The sequence below is a fragment of the Streptomyces sp. NPDC087901 genome (genome assembly GCF_044742205.1).
GTDB lineage: Bacteria > Actinomycetota > Actinomycetes > Streptomycetales > Streptomycetaceae > Streptomyces.
This window is the reverse complement of record NZ_JBIUUC010000017.1, coordinates 25,407-52,048: the sequence shown is the minus strand read 5'-3', so window position 1 is coordinate 52,048 and position 26,642 is coordinate 25,407. Positions and strand designations below refer to the sequence as shown.

Below are 26,642 nucleotides of genomic sequence, written 5' to 3'. Positions count from 1 at the left end.
CCCCTTTCTTGCGCCACCCTTTCACTACTCAATTAGTGAAAGGGGTGAACATGGCACAGTCCGCAGCGGTCGAGTTCCGCATCGACCGGCGCAGCGGCGTCGCCACGTACCTCCAGATCGTCCAGCAGACCAAACACGCCCTTCGGCTGGGGCTGCTGGAGCCCGGCGACCGGCTGCCCACCGCGCGCGAGGTCGTGGAGGCCACCGCCATCAACCCGAACACCGTCCTGAAGGCCTACCGCGAGCTGGAGCGCGAAGGGCTCGTCGAGGCCCGGCGCGGCCTCGGCACCTTCGTCACACGGTCCCTCGGGGGCGCGGCGGCGGCCGACGACGCCCCGCTGCGCGCCGAACTGGCCGACTGGGCCCGCCGGGCCCGCGCCGCCGGCCTGGACAAGGACGATGTGAGCGCGCTCTTCACCGCCGTACTGGACAAGACTTTCGAGGGGGATCAGGCCGGATGACAGGCGCTGCGATCGAGGCCGTGGGCCTCGGCATGAAGTACCGGAGCAGGGGCGGGGGCTGGGCGCTGCGCGACTGCTCGTTCCAGCTGCCCGCCGGGCGCGTGTGCGCTCTCGTCGGGCCCAACGGTGCGGGCAAGTCCACCCTCCTGAGCCTGGCAGCGGGGTTCCTGCGGCCGGCCGAGGGAACGGTACGGGTGCTCGGATCAACGCCCGCCGAGGCCCGCGCCCGGATGGCGTTCGTGGCCCAGGACAAGCCGCTGTACCCGCAGTTGACGGTCACCGAGACCCTCTGGGCCGGCGCCGAACTGAACCCCGCCATCTGGGACCAGGACACCGCCGAGCGCATCGCCGGACCGCTGCCCGGGGACGCGAGGGTCCGCACGCTCTCCGGCGGTCAGCGCACCCGCCTCGCCCTGGCGCTCGCGCTGGGCAAGCGGCCCGAACTGCTGCTGCTGGACGAGCCGATGGCCGATCTCGACCCCCTGGGGCGGCACCAGCTGATGGGCGCCCTGATGGCGGAAGCGGCCGAGCACGGCACCACCATCGTGATGTCCTCACACATCCTCGCCGAGCTGGAGGGCGCCTGCGACTACCTCCTGCTCGTCGACGGCGGGCGCATCCGGCTCGGCGGCGAGACGGACGACCTCCTCGCCGCGCACACCCTGCTCACCGGCCCGGTACGCGACCTCGCCCCGCACACCGTGGTCGAGTCCCGCACCACGGGACGGCAGCTGACCGCACTCGTCCGGAGGGAGGGCCCGGTGGACGCTTCCGCCGGCTGGGAGACGGCGGAGCCGTCACTGGAGGAACTGTTGCTGGCGCATCTGCGCTCACCCGACGCGCCCCCGCTGCTCACGCCGAGCGCGGAAGCCCGGACCCGTGAGGCGGTGAGCGCGGCATGAGCACCCTCGCCCTGCGCGGCCCCGCGCGCGTCCTCGTACTCCAGCACCGCCGCGTCCTGTGGGTCGCGGGAGCGCTCGCACTCGCCGGGATCGTCCTGCTCACCACAGCCCTGTGGTGGAACTCCGGCACGGCAGACACGTACGCGGACACCGGGTGCTCGTACACCGACACCACCCCACGCTGCAGCGCAGCGTTCGACGACCTCCTCAGCCACCAGGCGTGGCTCAGGGATGTGCTGCGCTACGTGGGTACCGCCATGATGGTCCTGCCCGCGGCCATCGGCCTGTTCGTCGCCGGTCCGATGACCGGCCGGGAGCTGGAGAGCGGCACCTACCGGCTGGCCTGGTCCCAGTCCGTCTCCCCCGCCCGCTGGCTCCTCACCAAGCTCACCGTTCCGGCGGCGATCACGATGGTGGCGGTGCCGGTGCTCTCGGCCGTCTACGCCTGGTGCAGGACCTCCCCCGACACTGACCGCTTGGCTTGGTACGACACGAGCGCGTACGCCGCGATGGGCACACTGCCCACGGCCTCGGCCCTGCTCGCCATCGCCATCGGCGCGCTCGCCGCGCTGCTGGTACGCCGCACGCTCATCGCCATGAGCATCACGGCCCTGGCCTACGGCGCGGTGGCGCTCGCGCTCGCCGCCGTACGCGACAGCCTGTGGGCGGTCGCTACCGTGGTCACACCGCTGAACGCCACCCCGGCCGATCTTCCGGGCAGCACCCTGTTTGTCGGCAGCGGGCTGATGGCGGGAGAACAGCGGCTGCCCGGCGAAACCTGCTACCGGGACCCCGTACCCGAGGTGGTGGACCGCTGCCTGGCGGACCACCACATCACCGGCACGTACACCGACTACCACCCCGCCTCCCACTTCTGGCCCCTCCAGCTCGTCGGGACGGGCATCGTCCTCGCCCTCACCGCCGTCGCCGTAGCCCTCGCCTTCCGCGTCCTGCGCCGCCGCCACGCCTGACCGGACAGGCACGACAAGGCCGTGCCCGGGGCCGAAACGGCACCCGGGCACGGCCACACCGCTTCCTGCATGTCATGTCGCCGTTACCGGGCATTCAGACGCCCTTGCGACCCTCTCAGGATGCAGCCAGCTGTGCCGACCCCCCGCAACGGGAGAAATCCCGGCAGAGAGCGTGCCGAGCGCGCGATCTCCGCGATCTCGATCCCCTCCGACGCGCCCCCGGAGCACTCCGCGCGGAAGAATGGGCCCATGAGCCAGCAGCCCAGCTCCGAGGTCCCGGTCCAGCCCACCGCCCAGCCGTCCGTCGGCTCCCTCGCCGCACACCGGCCGCACGCCGTCGCCACCCCATCGTCCTCCTCCGCCGCCCTGTCCACCGCGGCCGACCTGGACCCCGACATCGACGCGGACGCCGACGCGTACGAACCCGATGCCGACGGGGACGAGCTGCCCCAGGGCCGCTTCCTCGACCGGGAACGCAGTTGGCTCGCGTTCAACGAACGCGTTCTGGAACTGGCCGAGGACCCGGCGACACCGCTCCTCGAACGGGCTAATTTCCTGGCCATCTTCGCGTCGAACCTGGACGAGTTCTTCATGGTCCGGGTGGCGGGCCTGAAGCGCCGCATCGCGACCGGTGTCGCCACCCGGTCCGCCTCTGGTCTCCAGCCCCGCGAGGTCCTCGACCTGATCTGGACCCGCTCGCGCGAACTCATGGCCCGGCACGCCGCCTGCTACCAGCAGGACATCGCCCCGGCCCTGTCCGACGAGGGCATTCAGCTGATCCGCTGGCCGGAGCTGACCGAGAAGGAGCAGGCCCGCCTGTTCACCTTCTTCCGCCAGCGCGTCTTCCCCGTACTGACCCCCCTCGCCGTGGACCCGGCGCACCCCTTCCCGTACATCTCCGGCCTCTCGCTCAACCTCGCCGTCGTCGTACGCAACCCGGTCAGCGGCCACCGCCACTTCGCCCGGGTCAAGGTGCCGCCGCTGCTGACCCGCTTCCTGGAGGCGTCGCCGCAGCGCTACGTCCCCATCGAGGACGTCATCGCCGCCCACCTCGAAGAGCTCTTCCCTGGCATGGAGGTCCTCGCGCACCACATGTTCCGGGTCACCAGGAACGAGGACCTGGAGGTCGAGGAGGACGACGCGGAGAACCTGCTCCAGGCCCTGGAGAAGGAGCTCATGCGGCGCCGCTTCGGCCCGCCGGTCCGCCTGGAGGTCGAGGAGTCCATCGACCCGTACGTGCTGGACCTGCTGGTCCGCGAACTGAAGGTGTCCGACGCGGAGGTCTACCCGCTGCCCGGGCCGCTCGACCTCACCGGACTCTTCGGCATAGCGTCCCTGGACCGGCCGGAGCTGAAGTTCCCCAAGTTCATCGCCGGCACGCACCGCGACCTCGCCGAGGTGGAGTCCGCCTCCGCGCCTGATATCTTCGCCGCACTGCGCGAACGCGACGTCCTGCTGCACCACCCGTACGACTCCTTCTCCACCTCCGTCCAGGCCTTCCTGGAACAGGCGGCCGGCGACCCGGACGTCCTCGCGATCAAGCAGACCCTGTACCGGACCTCGGGCGACTCCCCGATAGTGGATGCCCTGATCGATGCCGCCGAGTCCGGCAAGCAGGTCCTCGTACTCGTCGAGATCAAGGCCCGCTTCGACGAGCAGGCCAACATCAAGTGGGCGCGCAAGCTGGAGGAGGCGGGCTGCCATGTCGTCTACGGGCTCGTCGGCCTGAAGACGCACTGCAAGCTCTCGCTCGTCGTCCGCCAGGAGGGCGACACCCTGCGCCGCTACTCGCACGTCGGCACCGGCAACTACCACCCCAAGACGGCCAGGCTGTACGAGGACCTCGGCCTGCTCACCGCCGACCCGCAGGTCGGTGCGGACCTCTCCGACCTTTTCAACCGGCTCTCCGGCTACTCACGCCGCGAGACCTACCGCCGGCTGCTCGTCGCCCCGAAGTCGCTCCGCGACGGGCTGATCGTCCGGATCAACAAGGAGATCGCGCACCAGCGGGCCGGCCGGCCCGCCTACGTACGCATCAAGGTCAACTCGATGGTCGACGAAGCGATCATCGACGCCTGCTACCGGGCCGCGCAGGCGGGCGTCCCGGTCGACATCTGGGTCCGCGGCATCTGCGCGATCCGCCCGGGCGTCACCGGCCTCTCCGAGAACGTCCGGGTCCGCTCCATCCTGGGCCGCTTCCTCGAACACTCCCGGGTCTTCTCGTTCGGCAACGGCGGCGAGCCCGAAGTCTGGTTCGGCAGCGCCGACATGATGCACCGCAATCTCGACCGCCGCATCGAGGCCCTGGTCCGGGTCACCGACCCCGCGCACCGGGCCGCTCTCAGCCGGCTCCTGGAGACCGGCATGGCCGACACCACCTCCTCCTGGCACCTGGGTCCCGACGGAAACTGGACCCGGCACGCCACGGACGCGGAGGGCCGGCCGCTGCGGCACGTACAGGAAATGCTCATTGACGCCCGGAGGCGCCGGCGTGCGACGCCCTGACCATCAGACACAGGCGGACGTGACCGCGGGGACGGTGCTCGCACCGTATCTGCGCGCACGGGCCGCGGACTTCCTGCGCAGCCTGCGTCTGCACCGCGAGAACAGTGCCCCCACGGACGCCGGACCCCAGGCCGCCGAACAGGCCGCCTGGGCGCTGCGCCGTTCGGCCCGCCGGATCAGCGGCACCCTGCACACCTTCCGGGCGGCGCTCGACCCGCTCTGGGCCGAGCAGCTGCGCACCGAGCTGGCCTGGCTGTCCGGCACGCTCGGCCGCGAGCACGCGTACGCGGACCGGCTGACCCGGCTCCTCGAAGCGCTGCACGGGCTGTCGGGGGCGACCCTGCCGTCGGCCCGTACCGAGTCCGGTGGCAGCTCCGCCGACAAGGAGCGCGCCGTCCTCGGCGTCGGCGCCGCCCGCGCCGGTGCGCTGCTGGAGCGGCAGCTGACCCTGGCCCGCACCCGCGCCCACTCCGCGGCGCTCCAGGCGCTCGGCTCCTCCCGCTTCCACGCGGTGGCCGACGCGGTCGCGCTGCTCGCCTCCGAGGTCCCGCTGTCCGCCGCGGCCGCCGAACCCGCCGGTGAGCTGCTGCGCGAGCCCGCCGACCGGGCGGAGCAACGGCTGCTCGGCGCCGTCGCGGCGCTCCCCCCGCACGAGACGGCCGAGCCGTACAACGAGGCGCACGACGCGCCCTGGCACCAGACCCGGCTGCTGCTGCGCCTGCACCGGTACGCCCATGAGGTGATCCGGGGCACCCCCGATCCGGTCCTGGCCGGCCCGGGTCACGCGCTCGATCTGCACCGGGACGCGGCGGAGGCGGCCGCGGCGGCCTCCGCGGCGGCCCGCACCCCCCGCATCGCGCCGACGACGGCGTACGCCCTGGGGGTGCTCCACGCCGACCAGCGCCACGAGGTGGAGGCGGCGCGGGCGGTCTTCCGGGAGAGCTGGCCGTACGCCACGGCGGCGGCGACCCGGCCATGACCCGGACGGCGAACGGCACGGTGCGGGCGGCGGGCTGCGTGCTGTGGCGCCGCCCGCCCGCGTCCGCCGGGGGCGTGGAGCTCTGTCTCGTACACCGGCCGCGTTATGGCGACTGGTCGTTCCCGAAAGGCAAGCTGAAGCGCGGCGAGTCCCCGCGGGACGCGGCCCTGCGCGAGGTCCTGGAGGAGACGGGCCACCACTGCGTGCCGGGCGCCGTGCTGCCCATGGTCCGGTACGTCGCGAACGGCCGGCCGAAAGAGGTCACGTACTGGGCCGCCGAGGCCACGGCCGGCACCTTCGTGCCGAACAGCGAGGTGGACGGCGTGCTGTGGCTCCCGCCCGCCGCCGCCCGCGCCCGTCTGACCCAGCCCCGCGACCGCGATCTGCTGGACGCGGCCCTGCGGACCCTGCCGGCCGTCTAGCCGGGCCCCGCCCGCGCTCCTCCCCGGGGCCTGGTGCCACCGCGGGCTGCGGCCGGCCGTTCCGGCCCGTCCGGCGTCCGAGGACGGAACCCCCGCCCGGGACCGGGCCGCCCCCACGTGAGCGCGCGCTCCGGAGGCCTCCCACCGTGGGCCCCGCCGCCCCGGAACCAGGCCGCCCGACACGGTTCACCTCCCGTTCACTCACCCCCGCAAGCCGCTTCACCTGTTCTGCCTAATTTCGGCAGTGCACGGTGCGAGGCACACACCGCACCGACCACGACTTCCGTACCACCCACACATCGCACGCCGTCGTAGAACGAACCACCTCGGCGGCTCCTGGAAGGAACACCCGAAAGTGAAGCTTCAGCGCAAGAACCGGCTTCGTGCCACCGCGCTCGGTGCCCTCGCCGTCTCCGGCGCCCTGGTCCTCACGGCGTGCGGTTCGGACAACAACAGCGGCAGCGACACCGGCGGCACCGCCGGGGCGACGAAGGCCGCGTCGAACGTCAAGTGCGACGGCGCCAAGGGCCAGCTGCGCGCCTCCGGGTCCAGCGCCCAGAAGAACGCCATGGACCTCTGGGTCAAGGAGTACATGGCCGCCTGTTCCGGCGTGGAGATCAACTACAACTCCTCCTCGTCCGGCGAGGGCATCGTCGCCTTCAACCAGGGCACCGTCGGCTTCGCCGGCTCCGACTCGGCGCTGAAGCCCGAAGAGGTCGCGGACTCCAAGGAGATCTGCAAGACCGGCCAGGGCATCAACCTTCCGATGGTCGGCGGCCCGATCGCGGTCGGCTTCCACCTGGAGGGCGTCGACAGCCTGGTCCTGGACGCCCCCACCCTCGCCAAGATCTTCGACACGAAGATCAAGAAGTGGAACGACGCGGCGATCGCCAAGCTCAACCCGGGCGCCAAGCTCCCGGACAAGGCGATCCAGCCCTTCCACCGCTCCGAGGACTCCGGCACCACCCAGAACCTCGGCAAGTACCTGAACGCCACGGCCCCGAGCGACTGGAAGTACGAGGCCGAGAAGAAGTGGCCGGCCCCCGGTGGCCAGGGCGCGACCGGTTCGTCCGGTGTCGCCACCCAGGTCAAGCAGGTCGACGGCTCGATCGGCTACTTCGAGCTCTCGTACGCCGCCTCGCAGCAGATCACCACGGTCGACATCAACACCGGTGGCGCCGCCCCGGTGAAGGCCTCCTCGGAGAACGCCTCCAAGGCCATCGCCGCCGCCAAGGTCAAGGGCACCGGCAAGGACCTGGCGCTCGACCTCGACTACACCACCAAGGCCGAGGGCGCGTACCCGCTGGTCCTGGTGACGTACGAGGTCGTCTGCGACACCGGCAACAAGGCCGACACCCTCGGCACGGTCAAGTCCTTCCTGACCTACACCGCCTCCGCGGACGGCCAGAAGCTCCTCACCGAGGCCGGCTACGCCCCGATCCCCGAGGCGATCAACGCCAAGGTCCGCGAGACGGTCGCCGGCCTCTCGTAACCCGCACACCCCGCACGACCGCACGACGCACAACGCACGAGGCGGCCGGTCCGGTGCACTCCTCCGGACCGGCCCGCCACCTCAGCCCCATCCGGTGCACCGCCGCCAGGGGAGCTCCCCAGCTCCCCCACACAGACCGGAAAGACCATGGCTTCCACCACACAGACAGAAATTCCACCGGCCCCGCCGGGCAGGCGCACCCGCGCCAGGTCCACCGGCCGCGCCGGTGACAAGATCTTCCTGGGCCTCTCCCGCGGCTCGGGCATCCTGCTGCTCGTGATCATGGCGTCCATCGCCGTGTTCCTCAGCTACCGCGCCGCGATCGCCATCTCCGGGGACGAAGGCAACTTCCTCACCACCCTCGACTGGAACCCGGCCGGCAACCCGCCCGTCTTCGGCATCGCCGTCCTGCTCTTCGGGACCGTCGTCAGCTCGATCATCGCGATGGTCATCGCGGTTCCGATCGCTGTCGGCATCGCCCTGTTCATCTCGCACTACGCACCGCGCAAGCTGGCCGGTCCGATCGCGTACGTCATCGACCTGCTCGCCGCGGTCCCCAGCATCGTCTACGGCATCTGGGGCGCGCTCGTCCTCGTGCCGTATCTCGAGGGCCTGAACCTCTGGCTCGACCAGTTCTTCGGCTGGACGTACCTCTTCGAGAAGACCGAGATCGGCGTCGCCCGCTCGCTCTTCACCGTCGGCATCCTGCTCGCGATCATGATTCTGCCGATCGTGACCAGCGTGAGCCGCGAGGTCTTCCTCCAGGTCCCGAGGATGAACGAGGAGGCCGCGCTCGCGCTCGGCGCCACCCGCTGGGAGGTCATCCGCCTCTCGGTGCTGCCGTTCGGCCGCTCCGGTGTGATCTCCGCCTCGATGCTGGGCCTCGGCCGTGCGCTCGGCGAGACGATGGCCGTCGCCACGGTCCTGTCGCCGAGCTTCGTCATCTCGCTGCACGTGCTCAACCCGGGCGGTGGGACGTTCGCCCAGAACATCGCCGCGAAGTTCGGCGAGGCCGACGCGTTCGGGCGTGACGCCCTGATCGCCTCCGGACTGGTCCTCTTCGTCCTCACCCTGCTGGTCAACGGCGCCGCGCGGCTCATCATCGCCCGCCGCAAGGAGTACTCGGGGGCCAACGCATGAGCCACGCATCCACGAGCGTCCAGGACCGCCCGACGCCCACACCGCCCGCGCCGACGGGCAGCCTCAGCAGCCGGACCCTGCCCCGCCTGGCCCCGTTCGGCTTCGCCGTCGTGTCGATCGCCCTCGGCGTCGGCATCGGCGCGGCCGCCGGCTGGCACAGCCGCGTCCAGTGGGGCCTGCTCTCCGCGCTGCTCTTCCTCACGATCTCGTACGTCGCGACCAGCGTCGTGGAGAACCGGCGCCAGGCCAAGGACCGCCTCGCCACCAGCCTCGTCTGGGTCTGCTTCCTGATCGCCGTCGTCCCGCTGGCCTCCCTGCTCTGGACGACCATCAGCCGCGGCTCGGAACGACTGGACGGCTACTTCCTGACCCACTCGATGGCCGGCGTCCTCGGGCCCGAGGCCAGTGGCGGCGTCTACCACGCCCTGATCGGGACCCTGGAGCAGGTCGGCATCGCCACGCTGATCTCCGCCCCGCTCGGCCTGCTCACCGCGGTCTACCTGGTGGAGTACGGCAAGGGCGCGCTCGCCAAGGCCGTCACCTTCTTCGTCGATGTGATGACCGGCATCCCGTCCATCGTCGCCGGCCTGTTCGTCCTCTCGATCATGCTGATCGCGGGACTGGAACCCTCCGGCCTGATGGGCGCCCTGGCCCTGACGATCCTGATGCTCCCGGTCGTGGTCCGCTCCACCGAGGAGATGCTGAAGCTCGTACCGAACGAGCTCCGCGAGGCCTCCCTCGCCCTCGGCATCCCGAAGTGGCGCACCATCCTGAAGGTGGTCCTGCCGACCGCGATCGGCGGTATCGCCACCGGCGTCATGCTCGCCATCGCCCGCATCGCCGGCGAGACCGCGCCGATCATCCTGCTGGTCTTCGGCAGCCAGCTGATCAACCCGAACCCCTTCGAAGGCGCCCAGTCGTCACTGCCGTTCTACATCTACGAGCAGTACAAGATCGGCGAGGCCGCGTCCTACGACCGCGCCTGGGCCGCTGCCCTGGTCCTGATCGCCTTCGTCATGATCCTCAATCTGGTGGCCCGCGGCATCGCCCGCTGGAAGGCCCCGAAGACCGGCCGCTGAGGCCAGCAGAAAGCAGTGATTCAGATGGCCAAGCGCATCGACATCAGTGGCCTGTCGGCCTTCTACGGCAGCCACAAGGCGATCGACGACATCTCCATGACCGTGGAACCCCGCTCCGTGACCGCTTTCATCGGCCCGTCCGGCTGCGGCAAGTCCACCTTCCTGCGCACCCTGAACCGGATGCACGAGGTCACCCCCGGCGGCCGCGTCGAGGGCAAGGTGCTGCTGGACGACGAGAACCTGTACGGATCGAACGTCGACCCGGTCACCGTGCGCCGCACGGTGGGCATGGTCTTCCAGCGCCCGAACCCGTTCCCGACCATGTCGATCTTCGACAACGTCGCCGCGGGCCTGCGGCTGAACGGCAAGTACCGCAAGAGCGCCCTGAACGACACCGTGGAGAAGTCGCTGCGCGGCGCGAACCTCTGGAACGAGGTCAAGGACCGGCTGAACAAGCCCGGCTCCGGCCTCTCCGGCGGTCAGCAGCAGCGCCTGTGCATCGCCCGCGCCATCGCGGTCGAGCCGGACGTCCTGCTGATGGACGAGCCGTGCTCCGCCCTGGACCCGATCTCCACCCTCGCCATCGAGGACCTGATCGGTGAGCTGAAGGAGCGCTTCACGATCGTCATAGTGACGCACAACATGCAGCAGGCGGCCCGGGTCTCGGACCGCACGGCGTTCTTCAACCTCGCGGCGGTCGGCATGCCCGGCAAGCTCGTCGAGATCGACGAGACCGCGCGCATCTTCTCCAACCCCTCGGTCCAGGCCACGGAGGACTACATCTCCGGCCGCTTCGGCTGACCGGTCCCTCCCCAGACGGCCTTGGGGTGCTGCATGGCGGTGCCACCACAAGGCGAAGGGTCCGCCCCGCTCTCCTCACGGAGAGCGGGGCGGACCCGTTCGTACGGTGGGCGGGCCGGCGGTCAGCCGAACAGCAGGAGGACGATCCCGTAGCTCGCCGCGGCAACCAGCGCCGCGGCAGGCATCGTGATGAACCAGCCCAGGATGATGTTCTTCGCGACACCCCAGCGCACCGCGTTCACACGCTTGGTCGCGCCCACACCCATGATCGCCGAGGTGATCACATGCGTCGTCGAGATCGGCGCGTGGAACAGGAACGCCGAACCGAACATGATCGACGCACCCGTCGTCTCCGCGGCGAAGCCCTGCGGCGGGTCCAGCTCGATGATCTTCCGGCCGAGCGTCCGCATGATGCGCCAGCCACCGGCGTACGTACCCAGCGACAGCATCAGCGCGCATACGAGCTTCACCCAGACCGGGATCGGGTCGCTGTACGTCTCGTGGCCGGAGATGACCAGGGCCATCACCACGATGCCCATCGTCTTCTGCGCGTCCTGCAGACCGTGACCGAGCGCCATGCCCGCGGCCGAGACCGTCTGCGCGATCCGGAAACCGCGCTTGGCCTTGTGCGGGTTGGACTTCCGGAACATCCACATGATGGCGACCATCACCAGGTAGCCGACCACCAGGCCGATCACCGGCGAGATGAACATCGGGATGACGACCTTGTCGAGCACCCCGCTCCAGTGCACCAGCGTCCCGCCCGCGAGCGCGGCGCCGACCATGCCGCCGAACAGGGCATGGGAGGACGACGACGGCAGGCCGAAGTACCAGGTGATCAGGTTCCAGATGATCGCGCCGACCAGTGCGGCGAAGAGGATTCCCATCCCCTTGTCGCCCTCGGGCGTCGCGATCAGACCCTCACTGACGGTCTTGGCGACGCCGCTGCCGAGGAACGCACCGGCGAGGTTCATCACCGCCGCCATGGCCAGGGCCGCACGGGGGGTCAGCGCCCGGGTGGAGACCGATGTGGCGATCGCGTTCGCCGAGTCGTGGAAGCCGTTGGTGTACGTGAAGCCGAGCGCGACGCCGATGGTCACGACCAGCACAAAGGTGTCCACGTGGTTCAGGACTCCTTGACCGCGATGGTCTCCACCGTGTTCGCGACGTGCTCGAACGCGTCGGCAGCCTCTTCCAGCACGTCCACGATCTGCTTCAGCTTCAGTACCTCTATGGCGTCGTACTTGCCGTTGAAGAGCTGGGCGAGCAGCTTGCGGTGGATCTGGTCGGCCTGGTTCTCCAGGCGGTTGACCTCGATCCAGTACTCGGTGAGGTTGTCCATGGTCCGTAGGTTCGGCATGGCCGCGGCGGTCAGTTCCGCCGCCCGTGCCAGCACCTCGACCTGCTGCTCGACACCCTTGGGGAGCTCATCGACCTGGTACAGAACGACCAGGTCGACGGCCTCCTCCATGAAGTCCATGATGTCGTCGAGCGACGAGGCGAGGTTGTAGATGTCCTCGCGGTCGAACGGCGTAATGAATGAGGAGTTCAGCTGGTGGAAGATCGCGTGGGTGGCATCGTCCCCCGCGTGCTCCGCTGCCCGCATGCGCTCCGCGATCTCGACTCGGGAGGCAGAATCCGCCCCGAGCAGTTCCATCAGGAGTTTCGAGCCCGTGACGATGTTGTCCGCGGATGCGGAGAACATGTCGTAGAAGCTCGTCTCCCTGGGGGTCAGACGAAAGCGCACGTGGGGTCCTCGGGATGCTTTGGATTCGGTCAGGCTGATGCTAGGCGCATCATCCGGCCACGGCTAACCGGCATTCTTCAGTGTCGCGCATCAGGCACAGTGATCAGCACGGGGCCCCGGTCACGTTTCAGCTGAATTCGTTAGGATATACCCACCAGGGGTATATAAACGGCAGGGTAAAGGGAAAACGGGAGGCAGCAATGACCACCACCGAGGCCACCGAGGCGGATCGGGCGCCGGACGCGGAGGACGGCACGGGCACGGCCGACGCCACAGCTCCCACCGAAGCGATCGTGACCGACCACGACCGTGGGATACACGGCTACCACCACCAGAAGGCCGAGCACCTCAAGCGTCTGCGCCGCATCGAGGGCCAGATCCGCGGCCTGCAGCGCATGGTCGACGAGGACGTCTACTGCATCGACATACTCACCCAGGTGTCGGCGTCCACCAAGGCGCTCCAGTCCTTCGCGCTCCAGCTCCTGGAGGAGCACCTGCGCCACTGCGTCGCCGATGCCGCCGTCAAGGGCGGCGAGGAGATCGACGCGAAGGTCGAGGAGGCCACCAAGGCCATCGCCCGGCTGCTGCGCACCTGATCCTGCTCGAACCGCGTCCGCAGGACGGGCCGGATCCTGCTGCGCACCCGATCAGTGCCTCGCCCCACACCCGCCGACCACCCCGTCACCCCCGGTGTTCCGCCTGCCGGGGGACGGTGGTGCGCTCGGTGATCACCTTGACGTCGAGCACCTCGTCGATACGGTCCGCGCTCAGCCGCTCCCCGATCGCCGCCGACGCCGCGATCATCAGCTCCCCGCACAGCTCGATCTCGGCGAGAGCCACATGGTCCGATACGGTCCGCGGGCTGAGCGTCACCACGTCACTCACCTCTCACTGCCGTCGCCGACTTCCCAGGGTAGGGATCGCGACACACACCGCGCATGGCACGGACGGACCATTTCACTACCGCCAGATGCCTAGAAGGGGCTGGGAACGACGGGCCCCGGCCGGTCACTCGCGCCGTCCCTGTTCGATCTCTCCGGTGTAGATGTCACCCGCGTCCGGCAGCGGTACGGAGACCGCCACCCCGAACCCGTACAGCAGCGTCGTCGACACCACCTCCCGCGTCCGCCCCTCGTTGGTGAAGCTGAATCGGTGCCGCACCTTGCGCAGCCGGCCCTGCTCGTCCAGATACGCGTCGAACGGCACCGTGTCCGTGCGGAACCCGTTCGCGGCGGCCGTCAGCGCACCCCGCGAGGCAGCCGAGGCCCGGTGCGCGGCCCGTGCGATGTCGGTGGTCCCCCGGTAGTGCCGCACCGTCACCCCGGCCAGGTCGGTCTCTCCCAGGTACGTCACCGTGCGCGCCCCGCTCAGCAGTTCGGCCGCGGCCATCGGATCGGTGACGCCGCCGGTCACCAGATTGCCGTCCGCCAGCGCCGTCGTGTCGATCCTGACCCATTTGTCCGCGGGCACCCCGGCGCCGCGGTTCATCATGTAGAGCGCGCCCGGGGCCAGCAGTTCCGTGATGGGCCGGTGCTCCTCCTCGCCCGCCGCGTCCTGCGGCAGCACAACCTTGAGGAGGCCGGACTGGGTACGGAAGTCGTACGTCCCCTTGCCCCGGATCGTCACCCGGGTGCCGCCGGCCGCCGTCTCCATCGACGTGACGACCTCCGCGCTCCCGGTCGCGGGCCGGTCCCCGGCACCCGGCGTGGCCCCCGTCCCCACGAGCACCGCCGCGGCCCGCCGCACGGCTTCGACGGCTGCGGGACCGGAGCGGTCATCGGCCGCGGCACCGCCCCCGCCGTCCACCGCGCACCCGGCGGCCGCCACCATCACGCCCACCACGGCGAGGGCGCACACAGCGCGCGTCCCGCCTCCGGACCTGTGCTGCTGCACCACCATCGCCTGCCAACCCCCAACGCCGACCGCCTGCCCGTGCCCCCACCCGCTCCGCATAACGACAGCCCCTGCCCCCCGTCACGCCGCTCGCACACCCCTCACCATCGGAGGGCCCCGCCCAGTACCGTGGGCACGTGTACGACCAACACACCGCCGAGGTCCCGCCGGCCGTCCCACCGGGCCGGACCGCCCATGAAGCCACCACCGTCGAACGCGGCTCGTTCTGCACCGCCCGCTGCAGTTGCGGCTGGTCGGGACCGGCCCGCCGCTCCCGCGACCTGGCCCGCACGGACGCCAGGGACCACCGCACGACAGCGGCCTGACCACCCCCTTCCGCCTGTCCTCGTCCTCTCCCCCCACCCCGGAGGTCCGATGACCCTGCCGAACCGGCGCACCGTACTGACCGCCGGCGCCGCGGCCGTACTCACGGGCGCCGCCGCCACCGCGTGCGACAGCGCCGGCCCCGGCACACCCGCCGGAGGCCCCACCCCGGCCACGTCGGCGGCCACCGCCGCATCCCCCGCCACACCCTCAGCGGCCTCGCCCTCCGTTCCGGCGGACTGGCCGGCCCTGGGCAAGAGCCTCGCCGGTTCCCTCGTACGCCCCGACGACGCGGCCTATCAGACCGCCCGTCAGCTCTACAACACCCGTTACGACGACCAGAAACCGGCCGCCGTCGCCTATGTCCGGCACGAGGCCGACATCCGCGAGTGCCTGGCGTTCGCCCGCCGCAGCTCCGTGCCCGTCGCCATCCGCAGCGGCGGACACTCCTACGCCGGCTGGTCCAGTGGCAACGGGCGGCTGGTCATTGACGTCTCGTCGCTCAACAGCGTCGACCGGGACGGCACGATCGGCGCGGGCGCCCGGCTCCTCGACGTCTACCAGGGCCTCGCCGCACACGGCCTGACGATCCCCGGCGGCTCCTGCCCCACGGTCGGCATCTCCGGCCTGACCCTCGGCGGCGGCCACGGCGTCGCCTCGCGCGCGTACGGCCTCACCTGCGACAGCCTCACCGCCGCGACGATCGTCACCGCCGACGGCAGGACGCTCACCGCTGACGCCACCCACCACCCGGACCTTTTCTGGGCGCTGCGCGGCGCGGGCAACGGCAACTTCGGGGTCGTCACCGAACTCCGCTTCCGTACCCGTCCCGCCCCGCAGACCGTCTCCGCGTACATGTCCTGGCCCTGGTCGCGCGCCCGGGCGGTGGTGACGGCCTGGCAGGAGTGGGGCCCGGACCAGCCGGACGAGATCTGGTCCGCCGCACACGTCGCGGCGGGGCCGGGCGGCGGCAACCCGACCGTGTCGGTCTCGGCGTTCAGCCTCGGCACGTACGGCGATCTGCAGAACGCGGTCGACCGCCTCGCCGACCGGATCGGCGCCTCCGCGTCCTCGGTCTCGCTGCGCCGCCGCAGCTACCAGGAGGCGATGCTCGTGTACGCGGGCTGCTCGGGCATCACCGACGCCCAGTGCCACCTGCCCGGCACCACACCGGGCCGCAGTCCGCAGGGTTCGCTCCAGCGCGAGACCTACGCGGCGGCGTCCGACTTCTACGACCGCTCGCTGCCGCCGGCGGGCGTCCAGGCCCTGCTCGACCGGACCGAGGCCTTCACCCGGATCGGCGCGGACGAGGGCGGCGGCGGCTCCGTCGCGCTCACCGCCCTGGGCGGAGCGGTCAACCGGGTCGACCCGCAGGCCACCGCGTTCGTCCACCGCGGGTCGCGGGTGCTCGCCCAGTACATCGGCGCCTGGCGCCCGGGCACGGCCGGCACCGCTCAGCAGAAGTGGCTGAAAGACACCCACTCGGCGATGCGCCGTTACGCATCGGGGGCGGCGTACCAGAACTACACGGACCCGGCTCTGACGGACTGGCGCAAGGACTACTACGGCCCGGCGGCCGCCCGCCTCGGCGAGGTGAAGAAGAGTTACGACCCGGAGGGATTCTTCACGTACCCGCAATCCCTGTGACCGGCCCGGGCGGCCGCATGGGGCACGCCTGACCTGCACAGGCCGGCCGCGCCGAAGGCGCCTGGCGTGCACGGGAGGCGCGGCCTGCACCGGGGGCGCCTGGCCAGCAGGTCGCGCCGGAGGCCGGATGCCTTGGCCTGCACGGGAGGCGCCTGGCCTGCACCGGGTGGTCCGGCCGCGCCGACGCGGCCTAGGCGGCCAGCCCCTTCTCACCCTCCGAGCCGCCGCCCGACCCGGGGCGGGGTTCCGGAATCCCGAGCGCCTCGCCGCTGCCGTCGGCCGACGCCGCGAGCGGGCTGCGCGACCTGACCAGCCTGCCCAGCCGGCCGGACCGCGAGACGGCACCCACCAGCGGGGTCAGCAGCATCATCGCGAGCGGCGCGAGCAGCAACGCGGCAGCCGTGCCGAGCGCGAAGCCGCCGATGACATCGGTCGGGTAGTGAACGCCCATGTAGATCCGGCAGAAGCCCTCCAGCAGGGCGAGCGCGATCGCCGCGATGCCGAACTTCCGGTTCGCCACGAAGAGCCCGACGCCGAGGGCCATCGCCATGGTGGCGTGATCGCTGACGAAGGAGAAGTCGTTCTTCCCGTCCACCAGGACGTCCAGCCCCTGGTGATCCTTGAACGGCCTCGGCCGTTCCACGAATCCACGGATCGGAATGTTGATCAGCAGGGCGATCCCGGCCGCGAGAGGCGCCCAGACGAGCCCGGCGACAGCGGTCACCGAGTCCTCGGCCGTGCCGCGCCGGCGGACACTCCACCAGCACCACAGGACCACCAGGACCATGCCGAGCATGATCCCGTACTCACCGACGAACTCCATGACCCGGTCGAACCACGTGGGAGCGGACTTCGCGAGCCCGTTGATGTCGTAGAGCAGGCTGACATCGGGGTTCGACCCATCCAGTGCGAGTCCAGCCATCTGCCTGCGGCCCCTTGCCTTGTCTGCTGCTGCGGCACACACCCCTGTGTGCCGCTATGACGAACCCCCGTATTCGGTTCGATCACTTACGTGCGTCGGGGCGACGCTAGGTCAATGGCTGCGGCCCCGGTCCAACCAGAGAACGACGCGTCCTGTGCGTACGTTCCACTCTCCACCGAATGATCACCATGACGTTATCGAAGAGTGACTCATCGTCGCAGCTCAGGGCCCAGGCTTCACGGAGAGTTCCGGCCACCGGCGCCCGGGGGTCATGCCGCCGGCCGGGCGGTCGGAAGCGCGGCGGCCCCGTCCTTCGTGACGCGTGTCGCACCGAAGTAGTCGGGCGTGTCGATCTTGTCGAACCGGATGACGGCACCGGTGTACGGAGCGTTGATCATGTACCCGCCCCCGACGTACAGGCCGACGTGGTGAATGGCCCGCGAGTTGGCCAGGTCGTCGGAGAAGAACACCAGGTCCCCGGGGAGCAACTCGTCGCGCGAGGGGTGCGGACCGGCGTTGTACTGGTCGTTCGCCACACGGGGCAGCTCGATGTCGACGGTCCGGTACGCGGCCTGGGTCAGCCCCGAACAGTCGAACCGCCCGCCCTGCTCCGCGGTGCCGTTGCCGCCCCACAGGTACTTCGTACCGAGCTTCTTCTGGGCGAAGTAGATGGCGCCCGCGGCCTGTTGGGAGGGCTGCACCCGCCCGACGGGCCGGGCGAAGCTCTTCTCCAGGGAGCGGATGATCTTGACGTAGTTCTGCGTCTCCGCGATGGCGGGAACCCCACCGGACTTGATGACCCGGTACGCACCCGCGTTGTAGGCGGCCAGCATGTTGTCCGTCGGGTCCCCGGGGACCTTCTTCACATACCCGGCGAGCTCACAGTCGTACGAAGCCGCGGACGGAATCGCGTCGGCGGGGTCCCAGACGTCCCGGTCACCGTCCTTGTCCCCGTCGACCCCGTGCGAGGCCCAGGTTCCCGGGATGAACTGTGCGATGCCCTGAGCCGCGGCCGGGCTCTGCGCGCGCGGGTTCCACCCGCTCTCCTGGTAGAGCTGGGCGGCGAGGAGGGCGGGGTTGATGGCCGGGCAGAGGTTGCCCCACTTCTGCACAAGGGGCTGGTACTTGGCCGGCACGGCCCCCTTGGCCAGCGCCACGGCTCCACCCCCGCCGCCACCGAGGCCGGCGGCGGCGGAGTAGGTACCGACGACGAGCAGCGCCACGAAGCACATGGCGACGCCGACGCCGATCCCACCTGCCATCCAGTATTTCCGCACCCCTCAACCATCCCCCATCGGGAAAGGGTTCATGGGTGTTTTCGACGGTGTGTACGAGTCGTGCGGGGCATTGGGGTCACACCCCGGCCATTCCGGTGCACGGGCACCCGGCCCGGCGCGCCGGGTGCGCCGGGCCTGGCGTCCGATGCGCCGGGGGCGCGGGGACGGGCACCCGGCGCACTGACCTACCCTCAGGCCGCCCCGACCGACCAGTAGTCGGACCGGACATTGGGGCTGGGGAGCGGGTAGACACCTTGGTAGTCCGGCCCGTTCGGCTTGGACGCGGCGTCGGCGACCTTCGACTCCTTCACACACGGAGTGTCCGCTTCGAAGAAGACCTGCCCCTTGGCCCGGACGCTGACACTGATGCCGAAACCGTCCTTCGTCACCGCGTAGACCGCCGGGAACACCGCATCGTCGTTCTTCGCCTTGATGCGGTAGTCGCTCGTCCGCCAGAACTTCTCGACCTGGTCCAGGAAGCTCACCCGGCGCTCCGCGGACACGATGGTCATGACGGTTCGTCTGCGGGTCACATCGCAGCTGCCCTTGGTCGTCGGCCCGTGGGCCCACTGCACCGCCGGGTCGATCTTCTTCAGTACGGCGTCGAGCATGCCGTCGGCCCGCTGGGCGGCCTCCTGCATGTCCATGCTGTTCCCCTTGGTGCCTTTGGTGCCTTTGGTGTCCTTGGGGCTCTCGGTGACGGTGGTGCCCGCGTTCGTCCCCGACGGGCCCTTCTCACTGCCGCAGGCGGACAGCGTGAACCCGACAACCAGAGCCACGACGACGATCTGGAACCTTCGGCTCATCGCTGTTCCTCCATCTTGAGCCGGTCAGAGTGTCCCGACACGATAAGAGCAATGGCGTCGGCGGACATGGCGTCCCGTGCCGGGTTGAAGTAGTTCGAGTGTGCGTCGAAGCTCAGACCGTCACCGCTCACGAGTGGCTGGCCCGGGGCCACGGGGAACCGTACGGCCCCGAAGGCCTTGCTCGCCGGGTCCTTGCCGAACCAGAGATCGTCGTCGCCCGGATCGGCCAGGTCCCCTGCCAGGTACGCACCGGCCGGCCCGCCGAGAATCATCCCGAGCGAACCCACGACCGTCTGCGTCTTGGACGGGAGCTTGGTCACCGGGTCGTTGGCTGCCGCTCCGACGTAGACGTGTGCGGCACCGACCCCGAGGTCCACGGCCTGGTCCACACCCACCCCGGGGCTGCCGACCAGGATGATGTCGTCCACCCCCGGGATTCCGCCGAGGCGCTGGGTCGCTGCTCCGACGGTCCGGGAACCGTAGGAGTGCCCGATCGCCGTGAGGTGCGGATCCTTGTTCTGATTGGTGGCCGCGATGCCGCCCATGAAGTCGTCGTAGGCCGCGCCGCCCTTCTCCGCCCGGCCGGTGCCCGCGACGGCCAGGCTCTGCCACCCGTCCGGAGACTGCGGAGCGTCGTACCCGAGCCAGACGATCGCCGCGCTCGACGGGTCGTAGCCCTGGGCGCCGATCGCCGTGTCACGCGCGCGCTTGAGGTCGTTCTTCGCGAACTCCTCGTCGAGAGAGGTGTTCAGTCCCGGAACGTACGCCGACACGTTCTGCGAGGTGTCGGGGTTCCCGTAGGCGACGATCGCCCGCCCGTTGCCCTCGTCGCTGACGCCGATGAGGTACATCGGCGGCTGGCTGCCCTCCTTCAACTGCCGGTCGATCTCGCGGAGACCGGCCAGCTGTTCCTTCGACTTCTTGTCGCTCCGGCCCTCCAGGTCCGAGATCAGGTCCGGAAGGTTCCGGCGGTTGGCCGTGTCCCGGTCCGCCACCGGTATGCCGTCCAGACCGCCGATCCGGTCCGGGGAGAGCTCCAGGTACCGATCGCGCTGCTGCTGCGTCAGCCCGTCCCACCACGCCTTCCGGCCGGCGGCGCTGGACCCGGTCGGGATGCGGTCGTTGAGGTACTGCCGCTCCGCGTCCCGTACCGCCGACTCGACGCGCGTACCCGACCCGGGCAGACCGGTGAGCGCGCCACCGACCCCACCGGGCCCCTTGGCCACGTCCCACGCAGCGGCCACGTACTGGCCCTTGTCCCACTTGCCGCCGCCCTTGCTCGCGGCCTGGCCGTACTGGTCGACGACGCCCCTGGCGGTGTCGACGGGGTGCGCGATCGTGTCGATGGCCCCGGTGACATCACCCACCAGACCGTCGCCGCCCACGAGGCCGGTGAAGAAGTTGCCGTCCGAGCCGCCGGTGGAACCCGTGGTCGAAGGTTGTCTACCCGCGTCGACCACTGAAGAAGAACCGCCGGTTCGATCTGAACCGCCACCGACCGCACCGGCGGTATCGGAGCCACCGGAAGCCCCGGCCCCACCGGCACCGCTGCCACCGGTCCCGGAGCCGCCGGAGCCGTTGCCGCCGGCTCCGCTACCGCCAGACCCACTTCCGCCCGCGCCGTTGCCGTTGCCGTTGCCATCGGAGCCGCTGCCACCGGTCGCGTCAGACCCGCCCGAGTCAGTTCCCCCGGCCACGGTGGCGCCTTCGAACCCGGCCCCGGAACTGGCACCGCTGCCGTTGCCGCTTCCCTTTCCGCTGTTGCGGCCGTCGGCAACGGATCCGGAGGACGAGCAGGAACCGCCGGTCACCTGACAGATGGCATTGCCGAATCGGCCGGCTATCTGCCCACCCATCCCTGTGATGAGAAGCCCACCGACGAGGGCCGCGACCACAAGGATCAGGCCCACGTACTCCAGCGCGGACTGCCCGGTGTCCAAACGCCATTTGAGCATCCGGGGGAAACTGAACGGACGGTGCTCAGCGCGCTGTTCGGGCGCGAGCCTGAACCATCCGCGCGCTGTGGGCCGGCACAGCAAAACGAGAACGACGACAGGCAGAACCAGTGGCGTTATGCCCCGGTTGCTGCCTGCATCGCTGAGCGCTGCCAGCGCACCGAGCGCGAGCCAGCCGTGCACGGCGAGCAGCCCGCGCCAGACCTGGACGCCACCGGTCCGCACATACAGCGACAACACGAACCCGGCGATGCCGGGCAGCATGGTGTACAGCACCATGCCAAGCAGCCGACCGTCCGCCGCGTCGACCGACGAGGCCACGAGCAGCGCGTGGAACGCACCCACGATCGTGACGACAAAGAGCAATCGGACGAGAACCAGCACGACCTGCAAGGGGCGCGACAGCGACTGCCTGCCCTGACTGACTTCGGGGGCGCATACGTCAGCACCACCCGGTAACGCTTCTCTTATGCCAGACACGACGGGTCTCCCAGCTTTGTGAGCAGGCGCAGCAACGGTTCCCCCGGTATCCGTATGCGACCACAACACTGCGGGGCCCGGCATAGGCCCCAGGGCCCAAAGCCGGACTCAACCTCCGCTCACCCGACCCTCCCTTACCCCCACGGACTGTGCCGTTACGGTCATTGGGGGCAGGGACGCGACGTCAGGGGGCCCCGGCGGACCAGAAGTCGGAGTGGACGTTGGGGGCCGGCACCGGCTCGCCCACGTGCTCCGCCATACCGGGCAACGGTGCAGGCGCAGAGACCGAGGACCGATCCACACAAGGCGTAGCCGCCTCGAAGAAGGCTTGCCCACCTCCGCCAATGAGGAGTCTTACTCGAAACCCATCCGGCGTCTCAAAGTAGGTTGCCGGGCTTACCGAGTTCGCATTGACTCCAATCTGACGGAATCCAGCTTCCTTCCATTCGCGTTCCACCACACCCAGGAAGCTCCCTCTGCGCTTCTCGGAAATCACAGTAGTAACTGCCCTCCTGCGAGACACGTCACAGCTCCCTTCTGTCGACTCGCCGTGCACCCAGTGAACCGACGGTTTGATCCCTGAAAACGTCCTATCGAGGATCTCGTCCGCTCGATCCGCAGCTTCCTGCATGTTCATTCCGCTGCGACTCCCTCCGCTATTTTGAACCTGAACATCTCTCGCCGAAGCGCAGCCCGAAAGAAAAAGTACAGCAACTGACGCAGCAACCATTTTGAGCTTCACCTGGGGCGCTCCCGTTCGATCTCTCCTGACTTCCCTGCCACGATTCTCGCAATGTTGTCTGAAGAAACCTGATCCTTGGCCGGGTCGAAATAGTTTGAGTGCGCCTCAGTGGGACTATGGCCCCGCTCCAGCAGCCGAGGTCCATCGCTGACAGCGAACCGATCGGCACCGAAATCACGATGCGCGGGATCAGTACCAAACCAAACGTCACTTTCCTCGCTCTGGGCATCCTGAGCCGCATACCCCGCCACCCCGCCAGCGACGCCTCCGACCGCGCCACCAACAACTGCCCCCAGAGGCCCCGCACCCAGCCCCAATGCAAATCCGGCTGACGCCCCGCCTGCGGCCCCAGTCCCCAGACCACTTGCCTCTCGACTGTTAGGCAACTTGGTCACGGGGTCATTCTCGGCTGCTCCCACGAATACGTGCTCCTTACCGACGCCGAGCTGCTCCGCAGAACTAGCACCCGTTCCTGGGCTCCCGACCAGAACCACATCGTCCGCTCCGGGAATGCCACCTCTCTGCTGAGCAGCGAGGCCTACTGTCAGCGAACCGTAGGAGTGCCCAATTGCTGTCACGTGGGGGTCTCCATGTTCATTTGTCGCAGCAACCCCGGCCATGAATTTGTTGTAGGAAGCAGCACCGGCTCTTGCGTTCGCCTCGCCCATTACATCCAAATTCCCCATGGGATCATCAGCCGATGTTTGGGGAGCGTCATAGCCAAGCCAAACAATCGAGGCAGTCGAGGAATTAGGGTCCATCTCCTTCGCCCCGATAGCGGTATCCCGGGCCCGCTTGAGATCATTTCGCGCAAAATCCTCATCCAACGACGTATTCAACCCCGGAACATAAGCCGAAACATTCCGCGCCGTATCCGGATTGCCGTAAGAAACGATCGCGCGCCCGTTCCCCTCATCGCCGATTCCGAGCAAGTACATCGGCGGCTGCCGACCCGCCTGCAGCTGCCGGTCGATCTCCCGCAGCCCCGCCAACTGCGTCTCCGCCCGCTCACCGTCCTGCCCCTCCAACTTGCCGATCAGCAGCTGCAGGTTGTCCCGGTTCGCCGTGTCGCGGACCAGGGCCGGGATGCCGTCCAGGTTGCCGATCTGGTCCGGGTACACCGCGAGGTACTCCTCGCGCTGTTCGTCCGTCAGGCCCGCCCACCACTCCCGCCGCGCCGCCGGACTCGCCTCGTGCGGGATGCCCGACTTCAGGTACCCCCGCGCCGCGTCCCGGACCGCCGCCGCATCGCCCGCCGCGTCCGTCCACGTCCGGTCCGGGACCTTCAGGCCCTCCTCGGCCTTCAGCTTCCGCAGGATCCGGGCGAACCTCCAGTCGATCTCGGCCGCCGTCCGCACCGCCTTCGCCACCCGGTCCGCAATGTCCTGCGCCTTGGCCACGTTGGGGTTCGGGGCCACCAGCCCCGACGGCGGCAACAGTCCCGGTGACGTCCCCACCGACGCGGTCCCGCCCACCAACGGCTTCCCGTCGATCAGGCCCTCCCCCGCCTCCGGGTACGTCACCGAACCGTCCGCGTGCACCGTGAACCTCAGCGCCTCCGCATCGTCCAACGCCTCCCGCAACACCCGCTGCTGGGCCTTCATCTCGTGCGCGAGGCTGTTCAGCGCCGTGCGGACCAGGCCGCACTCCGTGTAGACGTACTGAAGGTTCCGGCTCATCCGCCGCAGCCTCCCCACCGCCGCGTCCGCCGCCGCGCCCTGCTGGGTCTCACGCAAACCGGTCAGCAGCTGCTTCTCGATCCGGTCGCGCCCTGCGTCGGCCCGATTGCTGGCCTTGCCCCAGCCGTCGGCCGCACCCTCCAGCTCGGCGCACTTCAGGTCCCGTAACTGGGCCCAGGTCAGCCGGGAGGCCGTCGCCGTCATCGCTCGACTCCCCGCGTCCGCCTCGCCACGGGTGCGAAGGACGACTTCACAGTCTCGTTCGTCTCGGCCTGGGCCCTGGCGACGGCCCGCAGGCTGCCGGCCAGGGACCCGCACTCCCGGCGCGCGGTCTCGAAGCGCCGCTCCCACGACTCGCGCACGGAACCCAGCTCGGCCAGCGCGTTCAGGCCGACGGTCCCCGCGAGCAGTCCTTCGTGCGCGGTCGCCAACTCCGTCCTGACCGGCCCGAGGTGCACCCCCATCCCCTCCGCTCCTCCGGCCGCCCTCAGCCACGCCCCGTCGCTGTGCCTCAGCTGGTCCCCACCGGCGGGACCGCCCCCGCCACCCGCCAGATCGCTCAGCCTCTGCCGCACACCGCTCACCCCGTTCCTTGATCGTGGAGCGGCACTGTGCCAAACCCGGCAGCCGCGACACGCCGCGCCCGGACGCCCGGGGAGCGTCCCGGTCCCCCGCTCCCCGGGCCTCCCAACGCATGGCCTCCCGACGGAGATCACCCGAACGGTGGACCAGGTGCTACGCCCCGTACGTCCTCGGGTCCACCGTGGCCAGTCGGCGCAACGCGTCGGCCGCGCGGGTCCCGGGCGGGGTGCCGTCCTCCGGGATGTGCCACATGAGGTCTTGCGGGGAACCTTCCGCCCCCTCGTACCTCAGGCACAGCGCCGTACGGTCCGGGTCCCTGAAGTCCGTACCGGCCCAGCCCAGTTGCATGTTCCAGCGCGTGAGCAGATCCGGCCGGTCACGCAGCCCGGCGGCTATCAGCCGGGCTGCCTCGCGGGCCGGCCACGTCCACGCGTAGTCGTTCTCGGCACGGGTGATCTCCGCGTCGTAGGCAGCTCCGTCGAAGCGGAGTTCCGGGATCTCACGCACATACAGCGGGGAGGCCGGCGGCGGCGGGCAGCGCCAGTCGGACCAGACGACCTGGGCGCCGTCCCGCCGGATCGTGACGTGCAGCGCACCGCAGCAGCCCTCCGTGCAGTACGCCTCCGCGAGCTGGACCTCCCGTGGCTTCTCCGTCGCCCGCAGCCGGCCGCTGTCCAGAAGCCATTCCGGGCTGTGCGCGGGCCCCCGGCCGAACACCTCCGGCACCAGAGGCCGGCCGTCGACCAGCATGCGGACCTCGACCATGTCGGAATCGACCGGATCACGCACGACGGTCTCGATCCGCAGCAACGGTCCCATGGGATCCACACGACCGAGGGGTTCCACCGCACGCACCGCTTCCACCGCCCCCACCGCTTCCACCGCCCCCACCGCACCGCGGAACGGCTGCCGCGCGTTGCGCCGGGCCCAGTCGAACCGCCTGCGCTCGCCCCTGTCCGCGCCCTCCCCGGGCTCGGCGCCCGGTTCCAGCACCCCTTGCCACGCGGGCCGGTTCAGTACGGACTCCAGCTCCGCCAGCAACGCCTCACGCCGGCCCGGACCCCAGTCGTGCAACCGGCTCGGCCCACTGTGCAACTCGAACGCGGCGGAGAGCAGCAACCCGTAGTGGTCGAGCGTGGGCTCCAGCGCTCCGGCGGACGCAACGAACGCCTCGTACGTCCTGACGGCCTCCGAGCAGTGGAGGATCTCGGCCTTGTCGTCGCGCAGGCTCGTCGCACGGAACAGCAGCCATCCGGTGAGCGCGACCAACTCTGCGCGCAGTAAGGGCAGTTCCATCCCTTCCTCATCCAGAAGGCCGGCCGGCCGCACCGCCTCCACGATCCTGCGCGCAGTCTCGGGCCGCACGACGCCGGGATCCCGGGGAACCGCCGCCAGTCCTCTGCGCACAGCGATGCCGTCCTCCGCCGCAAGAGCGGCGACCAGCCCTCGCAGCTCCGGCCCCTCAGCGTGATGCCCCAGCCACACCAGGGCCCCGGCCTGCCGGTCGATGGTGTCGAGCGCGTACACGGCCGGGCTCACGAAGTCGCGCAAGCCGCCGAGGGCCTTGAGGTACGGCACATCCGCCGGCTCACCGAGGCGGGCCAGCAGAGCGAGGCCGACGCAGACGGCCGCAGGGCTGCTACCCGTACGTGTGAGGCACCGCCCGAGCGCACGCGCCCGCTTCTCGTCCTCCAGCACCACGTCACGTACAGCGAAGAGCAGCTGGTTGTCCCTCACCGCGGGCTCCATCACGGCGAGCCGTAGTTCGGTCTCCGCGGCGGCCCGGACAGCATCGGGGTCGACGAGCAGCGGTTTCAGCAGGTCCGCCACGGCCGC

General features: G+C 70.0%; 24 protein-coding genes. 13 read left to right on the top strand and 11 right to left on the bottom strand.

Translation table 11 applies throughout. The features are described from left to right. Nucleotides 1-50: 50 nt before the first annotated feature. From ACIOEW_RS35310 to pstB, 10 genes are all read left to right on the top strand, one after another. Complete coding sequence (locus ACIOEW_RS35310; protein WP_401969072.1) at nucleotides 51-461, top strand: GntR family transcriptional regulator; 411 nt, start codon at nucleotides 51-53, stop codon at nucleotides 459-461. Next, complete coding sequence (locus ACIOEW_RS35305) at nucleotides 458-1,363, top strand: ABC transporter ATP-binding protein (protein ID WP_401969071.1); 906 nt, start codon at nucleotides 458-460, stop codon at nucleotides 1,361-1,363. The genes ACIOEW_RS35310 and ACIOEW_RS35305 overlap by 4 nt, the downstream gene beginning before the upstream one ends. Next, nucleotides 1,360-2,334 (top strand): hypothetical protein, encoded by a 975-nt coding sequence (locus ACIOEW_RS35300; protein ID WP_401969068.1) that lies wholly within the window; start codon nucleotides 1,360-1,362, stop codon nucleotides 2,332-2,334. Before ACIOEW_RS35305 ends, ACIOEW_RS35300 begins: the two co-directional genes overlap by 4 nt. A gap of 249 nt (nucleotides 2,335-2,583) precedes the next feature. After that, on the top strand, nucleotides 2,584-4,839 hold the full coding sequence (locus ACIOEW_RS35295) for an RNA degradosome polyphosphate kinase (protein ID WP_362551972.1): 2,256 nt from the start codon (nucleotides 2,584-2,586) through the stop codon (nucleotides 4,837-4,839). A gap of 19 nt (nucleotides 4,840-4,858) precedes the next feature. Continuing rightward, complete coding sequence (locus ACIOEW_RS35290) at nucleotides 4,859-5,818, top strand: CHAD domain-containing protein (RefSeq protein ID WP_401969066.1); 960 nt, start codon at nucleotides 4,859-4,861, stop codon at nucleotides 5,816-5,818. Then, nucleotides 5,815-6,240 (top strand): NUDIX hydrolase, encoded by a 426-nt coding sequence (locus ACIOEW_RS35285; RefSeq protein WP_362551966.1) that lies wholly within the window; start codon nucleotides 5,815-5,817, stop codon nucleotides 6,238-6,240. The genes ACIOEW_RS35290 and ACIOEW_RS35285 overlap by 4 nt, the downstream gene beginning before the upstream one ends. Nucleotides 6,241-6,595: 355 nt before the next feature. Next, nucleotides 6,596-7,732, top strand: coding sequence for a phosphate ABC transporter substrate-binding protein PstS (gene pstS, locus ACIOEW_RS35280; RefSeq protein ID WP_362551963.1), 1,137 nt, complete (start codon nucleotides 6,596-6,598; stop codon nucleotides 7,730-7,732). A 147-nt stretch (nucleotides 7,733-7,879) separates the two neighbouring features. Then, the gene (gene pstC, locus ACIOEW_RS35275) at nucleotides 7,880-8,872 is read left to right on the top strand and encodes a phosphate ABC transporter permease subunit PstC (RefSeq protein WP_401969064.1); all 993 of its coding nucleotides are present in this window, start codon (nucleotides 7,880-7,882) and stop codon (nucleotides 8,870-8,872) included. Then, nucleotides 8,869-9,951 (top strand): phosphate ABC transporter permease PstA, encoded by a 1,083-nt coding sequence (gene pstA, locus ACIOEW_RS35270; RefSeq protein ID WP_401969063.1) that lies wholly within the window; start codon nucleotides 8,869-8,871, stop codon nucleotides 9,949-9,951. Before pstC ends, pstA begins: the two co-directional genes overlap by 4 nt. Before the next feature lie 24 nt (nucleotides 9,952-9,975). Beyond that, nucleotides 9,976-10,752: a phosphate ABC transporter ATP-binding protein PstB gene (gene pstB / locus ACIOEW_RS35265; protein WP_362551954.1), complete on the top strand. Its 777-nt coding sequence runs from the start codon at nucleotides 9,976-9,978 to the stop codon at nucleotides 10,750-10,752. Nucleotides 10,753-10,874: 122 nt separating this feature from the next. On the opposite strand, the gene ACIOEW_RS35260 is transcribed toward pstB, so the two are convergent. Both ACIOEW_RS35260 and ACIOEW_RS35255 read right to left on the bottom strand, forming a co-directional pair. Further along, complete coding sequence (locus tag ACIOEW_RS35260) at nucleotides 10,875-11,873, bottom strand: inorganic phosphate transporter (RefSeq protein WP_362551951.1); 999 nt, start codon at nucleotides 11,871-11,873, stop codon at nucleotides 10,875-10,877. A 5-nt stretch (nucleotides 11,874-11,878) separates the two neighbouring features. Continuing rightward, nucleotides 11,879-12,499, bottom strand: coding sequence for a DUF47 domain-containing protein (locus tag ACIOEW_RS35255; RefSeq protein ID WP_148019498.1), 621 nt, complete (start codon nucleotides 12,497-12,499; stop codon nucleotides 11,879-11,881). Nucleotides 12,500-12,699: 200 nt separating this feature from the next. On the opposite strand from ACIOEW_RS35255, the gene ACIOEW_RS35250 reads away from it, so the two are divergent. Next, nucleotides 12,700-13,095 (top strand): metal-sensitive transcriptional regulator, encoded by a 396-nt coding sequence (locus ACIOEW_RS35250; protein WP_362551948.1) that lies wholly within the window; start codon nucleotides 12,700-12,702, stop codon nucleotides 13,093-13,095. 85 nt (nucleotides 13,096-13,180) lie between these two features. Here ACIOEW_RS35250 and ACIOEW_RS35245 read toward each other — a convergent pair whose 3' ends face one another. Next, complete coding sequence (locus ACIOEW_RS35245; protein ID WP_351000474.1) at nucleotides 13,181-13,375, bottom strand: hypothetical protein; 195 nt, start codon at nucleotides 13,373-13,375, stop codon at nucleotides 13,181-13,183. 132 nt (nucleotides 13,376-13,507) lie between these two features. Then, on the bottom strand, nucleotides 13,508-14,398 hold the full coding sequence (locus ACIOEW_RS35240) for a hypothetical protein (RefSeq protein WP_362551945.1): 891 nt from the start codon (nucleotides 14,396-14,398) through the stop codon (nucleotides 13,508-13,510). Nucleotides 14,399-14,529: 131 nt separating this feature from the next. Here ACIOEW_RS35240 and ACIOEW_RS35235 point away from each other — a divergent pair, with 131 nt between their 5' ends. Then, on the top strand, nucleotides 14,530-14,718 hold the full coding sequence (locus ACIOEW_RS35235) for a hypothetical protein (protein WP_362551942.1): 189 nt from the start codon (nucleotides 14,530-14,532) through the stop codon (nucleotides 14,716-14,718). A 49-nt stretch (nucleotides 14,719-14,767) separates the two neighbouring features. After that, entirely contained in the window at nucleotides 14,768-16,363 is a 1,596-nt protein-coding gene (locus ACIOEW_RS35230) for an FAD-binding oxidoreductase (protein ID WP_401969059.1), read from the top strand. A gap of 190 nt (nucleotides 16,364-16,553) precedes the next feature. Here the strand turns inward: ACIOEW_RS35230 and ACIOEW_RS35225 are convergent, their stop codons facing one another. The 7 genes from ACIOEW_RS35225 to ACIOEW_RS35195 form a co-directional block, all read right to left on the bottom strand. Continuing rightward, nucleotides 16,554-17,285, bottom strand: a complete 732-nt coding sequence (locus ACIOEW_RS35225) for a phosphatase PAP2 family protein (RefSeq protein WP_362551936.1) — start codon at nucleotides 17,283-17,285, stop codon at nucleotides 16,554-16,556. Between the two features lie 269 nt (nucleotides 17,286-17,554). After that, nucleotides 17,555-18,547 carry a bifunctional lytic transglycosylase/C40 family peptidase gene (locus ACIOEW_RS35220; RefSeq protein WP_362551933.1) on the bottom strand — a complete coding sequence of 331 codons (993 nt, stop codon included), beginning with the start codon at nucleotides 18,545-18,547 and terminating at the stop codon, nucleotides 17,555-17,557. A 206-nt stretch (nucleotides 18,548-18,753) separates the two neighbouring features. Then, nucleotides 18,754-19,368, bottom strand: coding sequence for a hypothetical protein (locus ACIOEW_RS35215; protein WP_362551931.1), 615 nt, complete (start codon nucleotides 19,366-19,368; stop codon nucleotides 18,754-18,756). After that, a complete protein-coding gene (locus ACIOEW_RS35210; RefSeq protein WP_401969056.1) occupies nucleotides 19,365-21,707 on the bottom strand; it encodes an alpha/beta hydrolase in 2,343 nt (780 codons plus the stop codon). Before ACIOEW_RS35210 ends, ACIOEW_RS35215 begins: the two co-directional genes overlap by 4 nt. 834 nt (nucleotides 21,708-22,541) lie before the next feature. Further along, the gene (locus ACIOEW_RS35205) at nucleotides 22,542-24,428 is read right to left on the bottom strand and encodes an alpha/beta hydrolase (RefSeq protein WP_401969054.1); all 1,887 of its coding nucleotides are present in this window, start codon (nucleotides 24,426-24,428) and stop codon (nucleotides 22,542-22,544) included. Beyond that, the gene (locus ACIOEW_RS35200; protein WP_362551919.1) at nucleotides 24,425-24,688 is read right to left on the bottom strand and encodes a hypothetical protein; all 264 of its coding nucleotides are present in this window, start codon (nucleotides 24,686-24,688) and stop codon (nucleotides 24,425-24,427) included. The genes ACIOEW_RS35205 and ACIOEW_RS35200 overlap by 4 nt, the downstream gene beginning before the upstream one ends. 271 nt (nucleotides 24,689-24,959) lie before the next feature. Then, entirely contained in the window at nucleotides 24,960-26,636 is a 1,677-nt protein-coding gene (locus tag ACIOEW_RS35195; RefSeq protein WP_401969052.1) for a hypothetical protein, read from the bottom strand. Nucleotides 26,637-26,642: the final 6 nt, after the last annotated feature.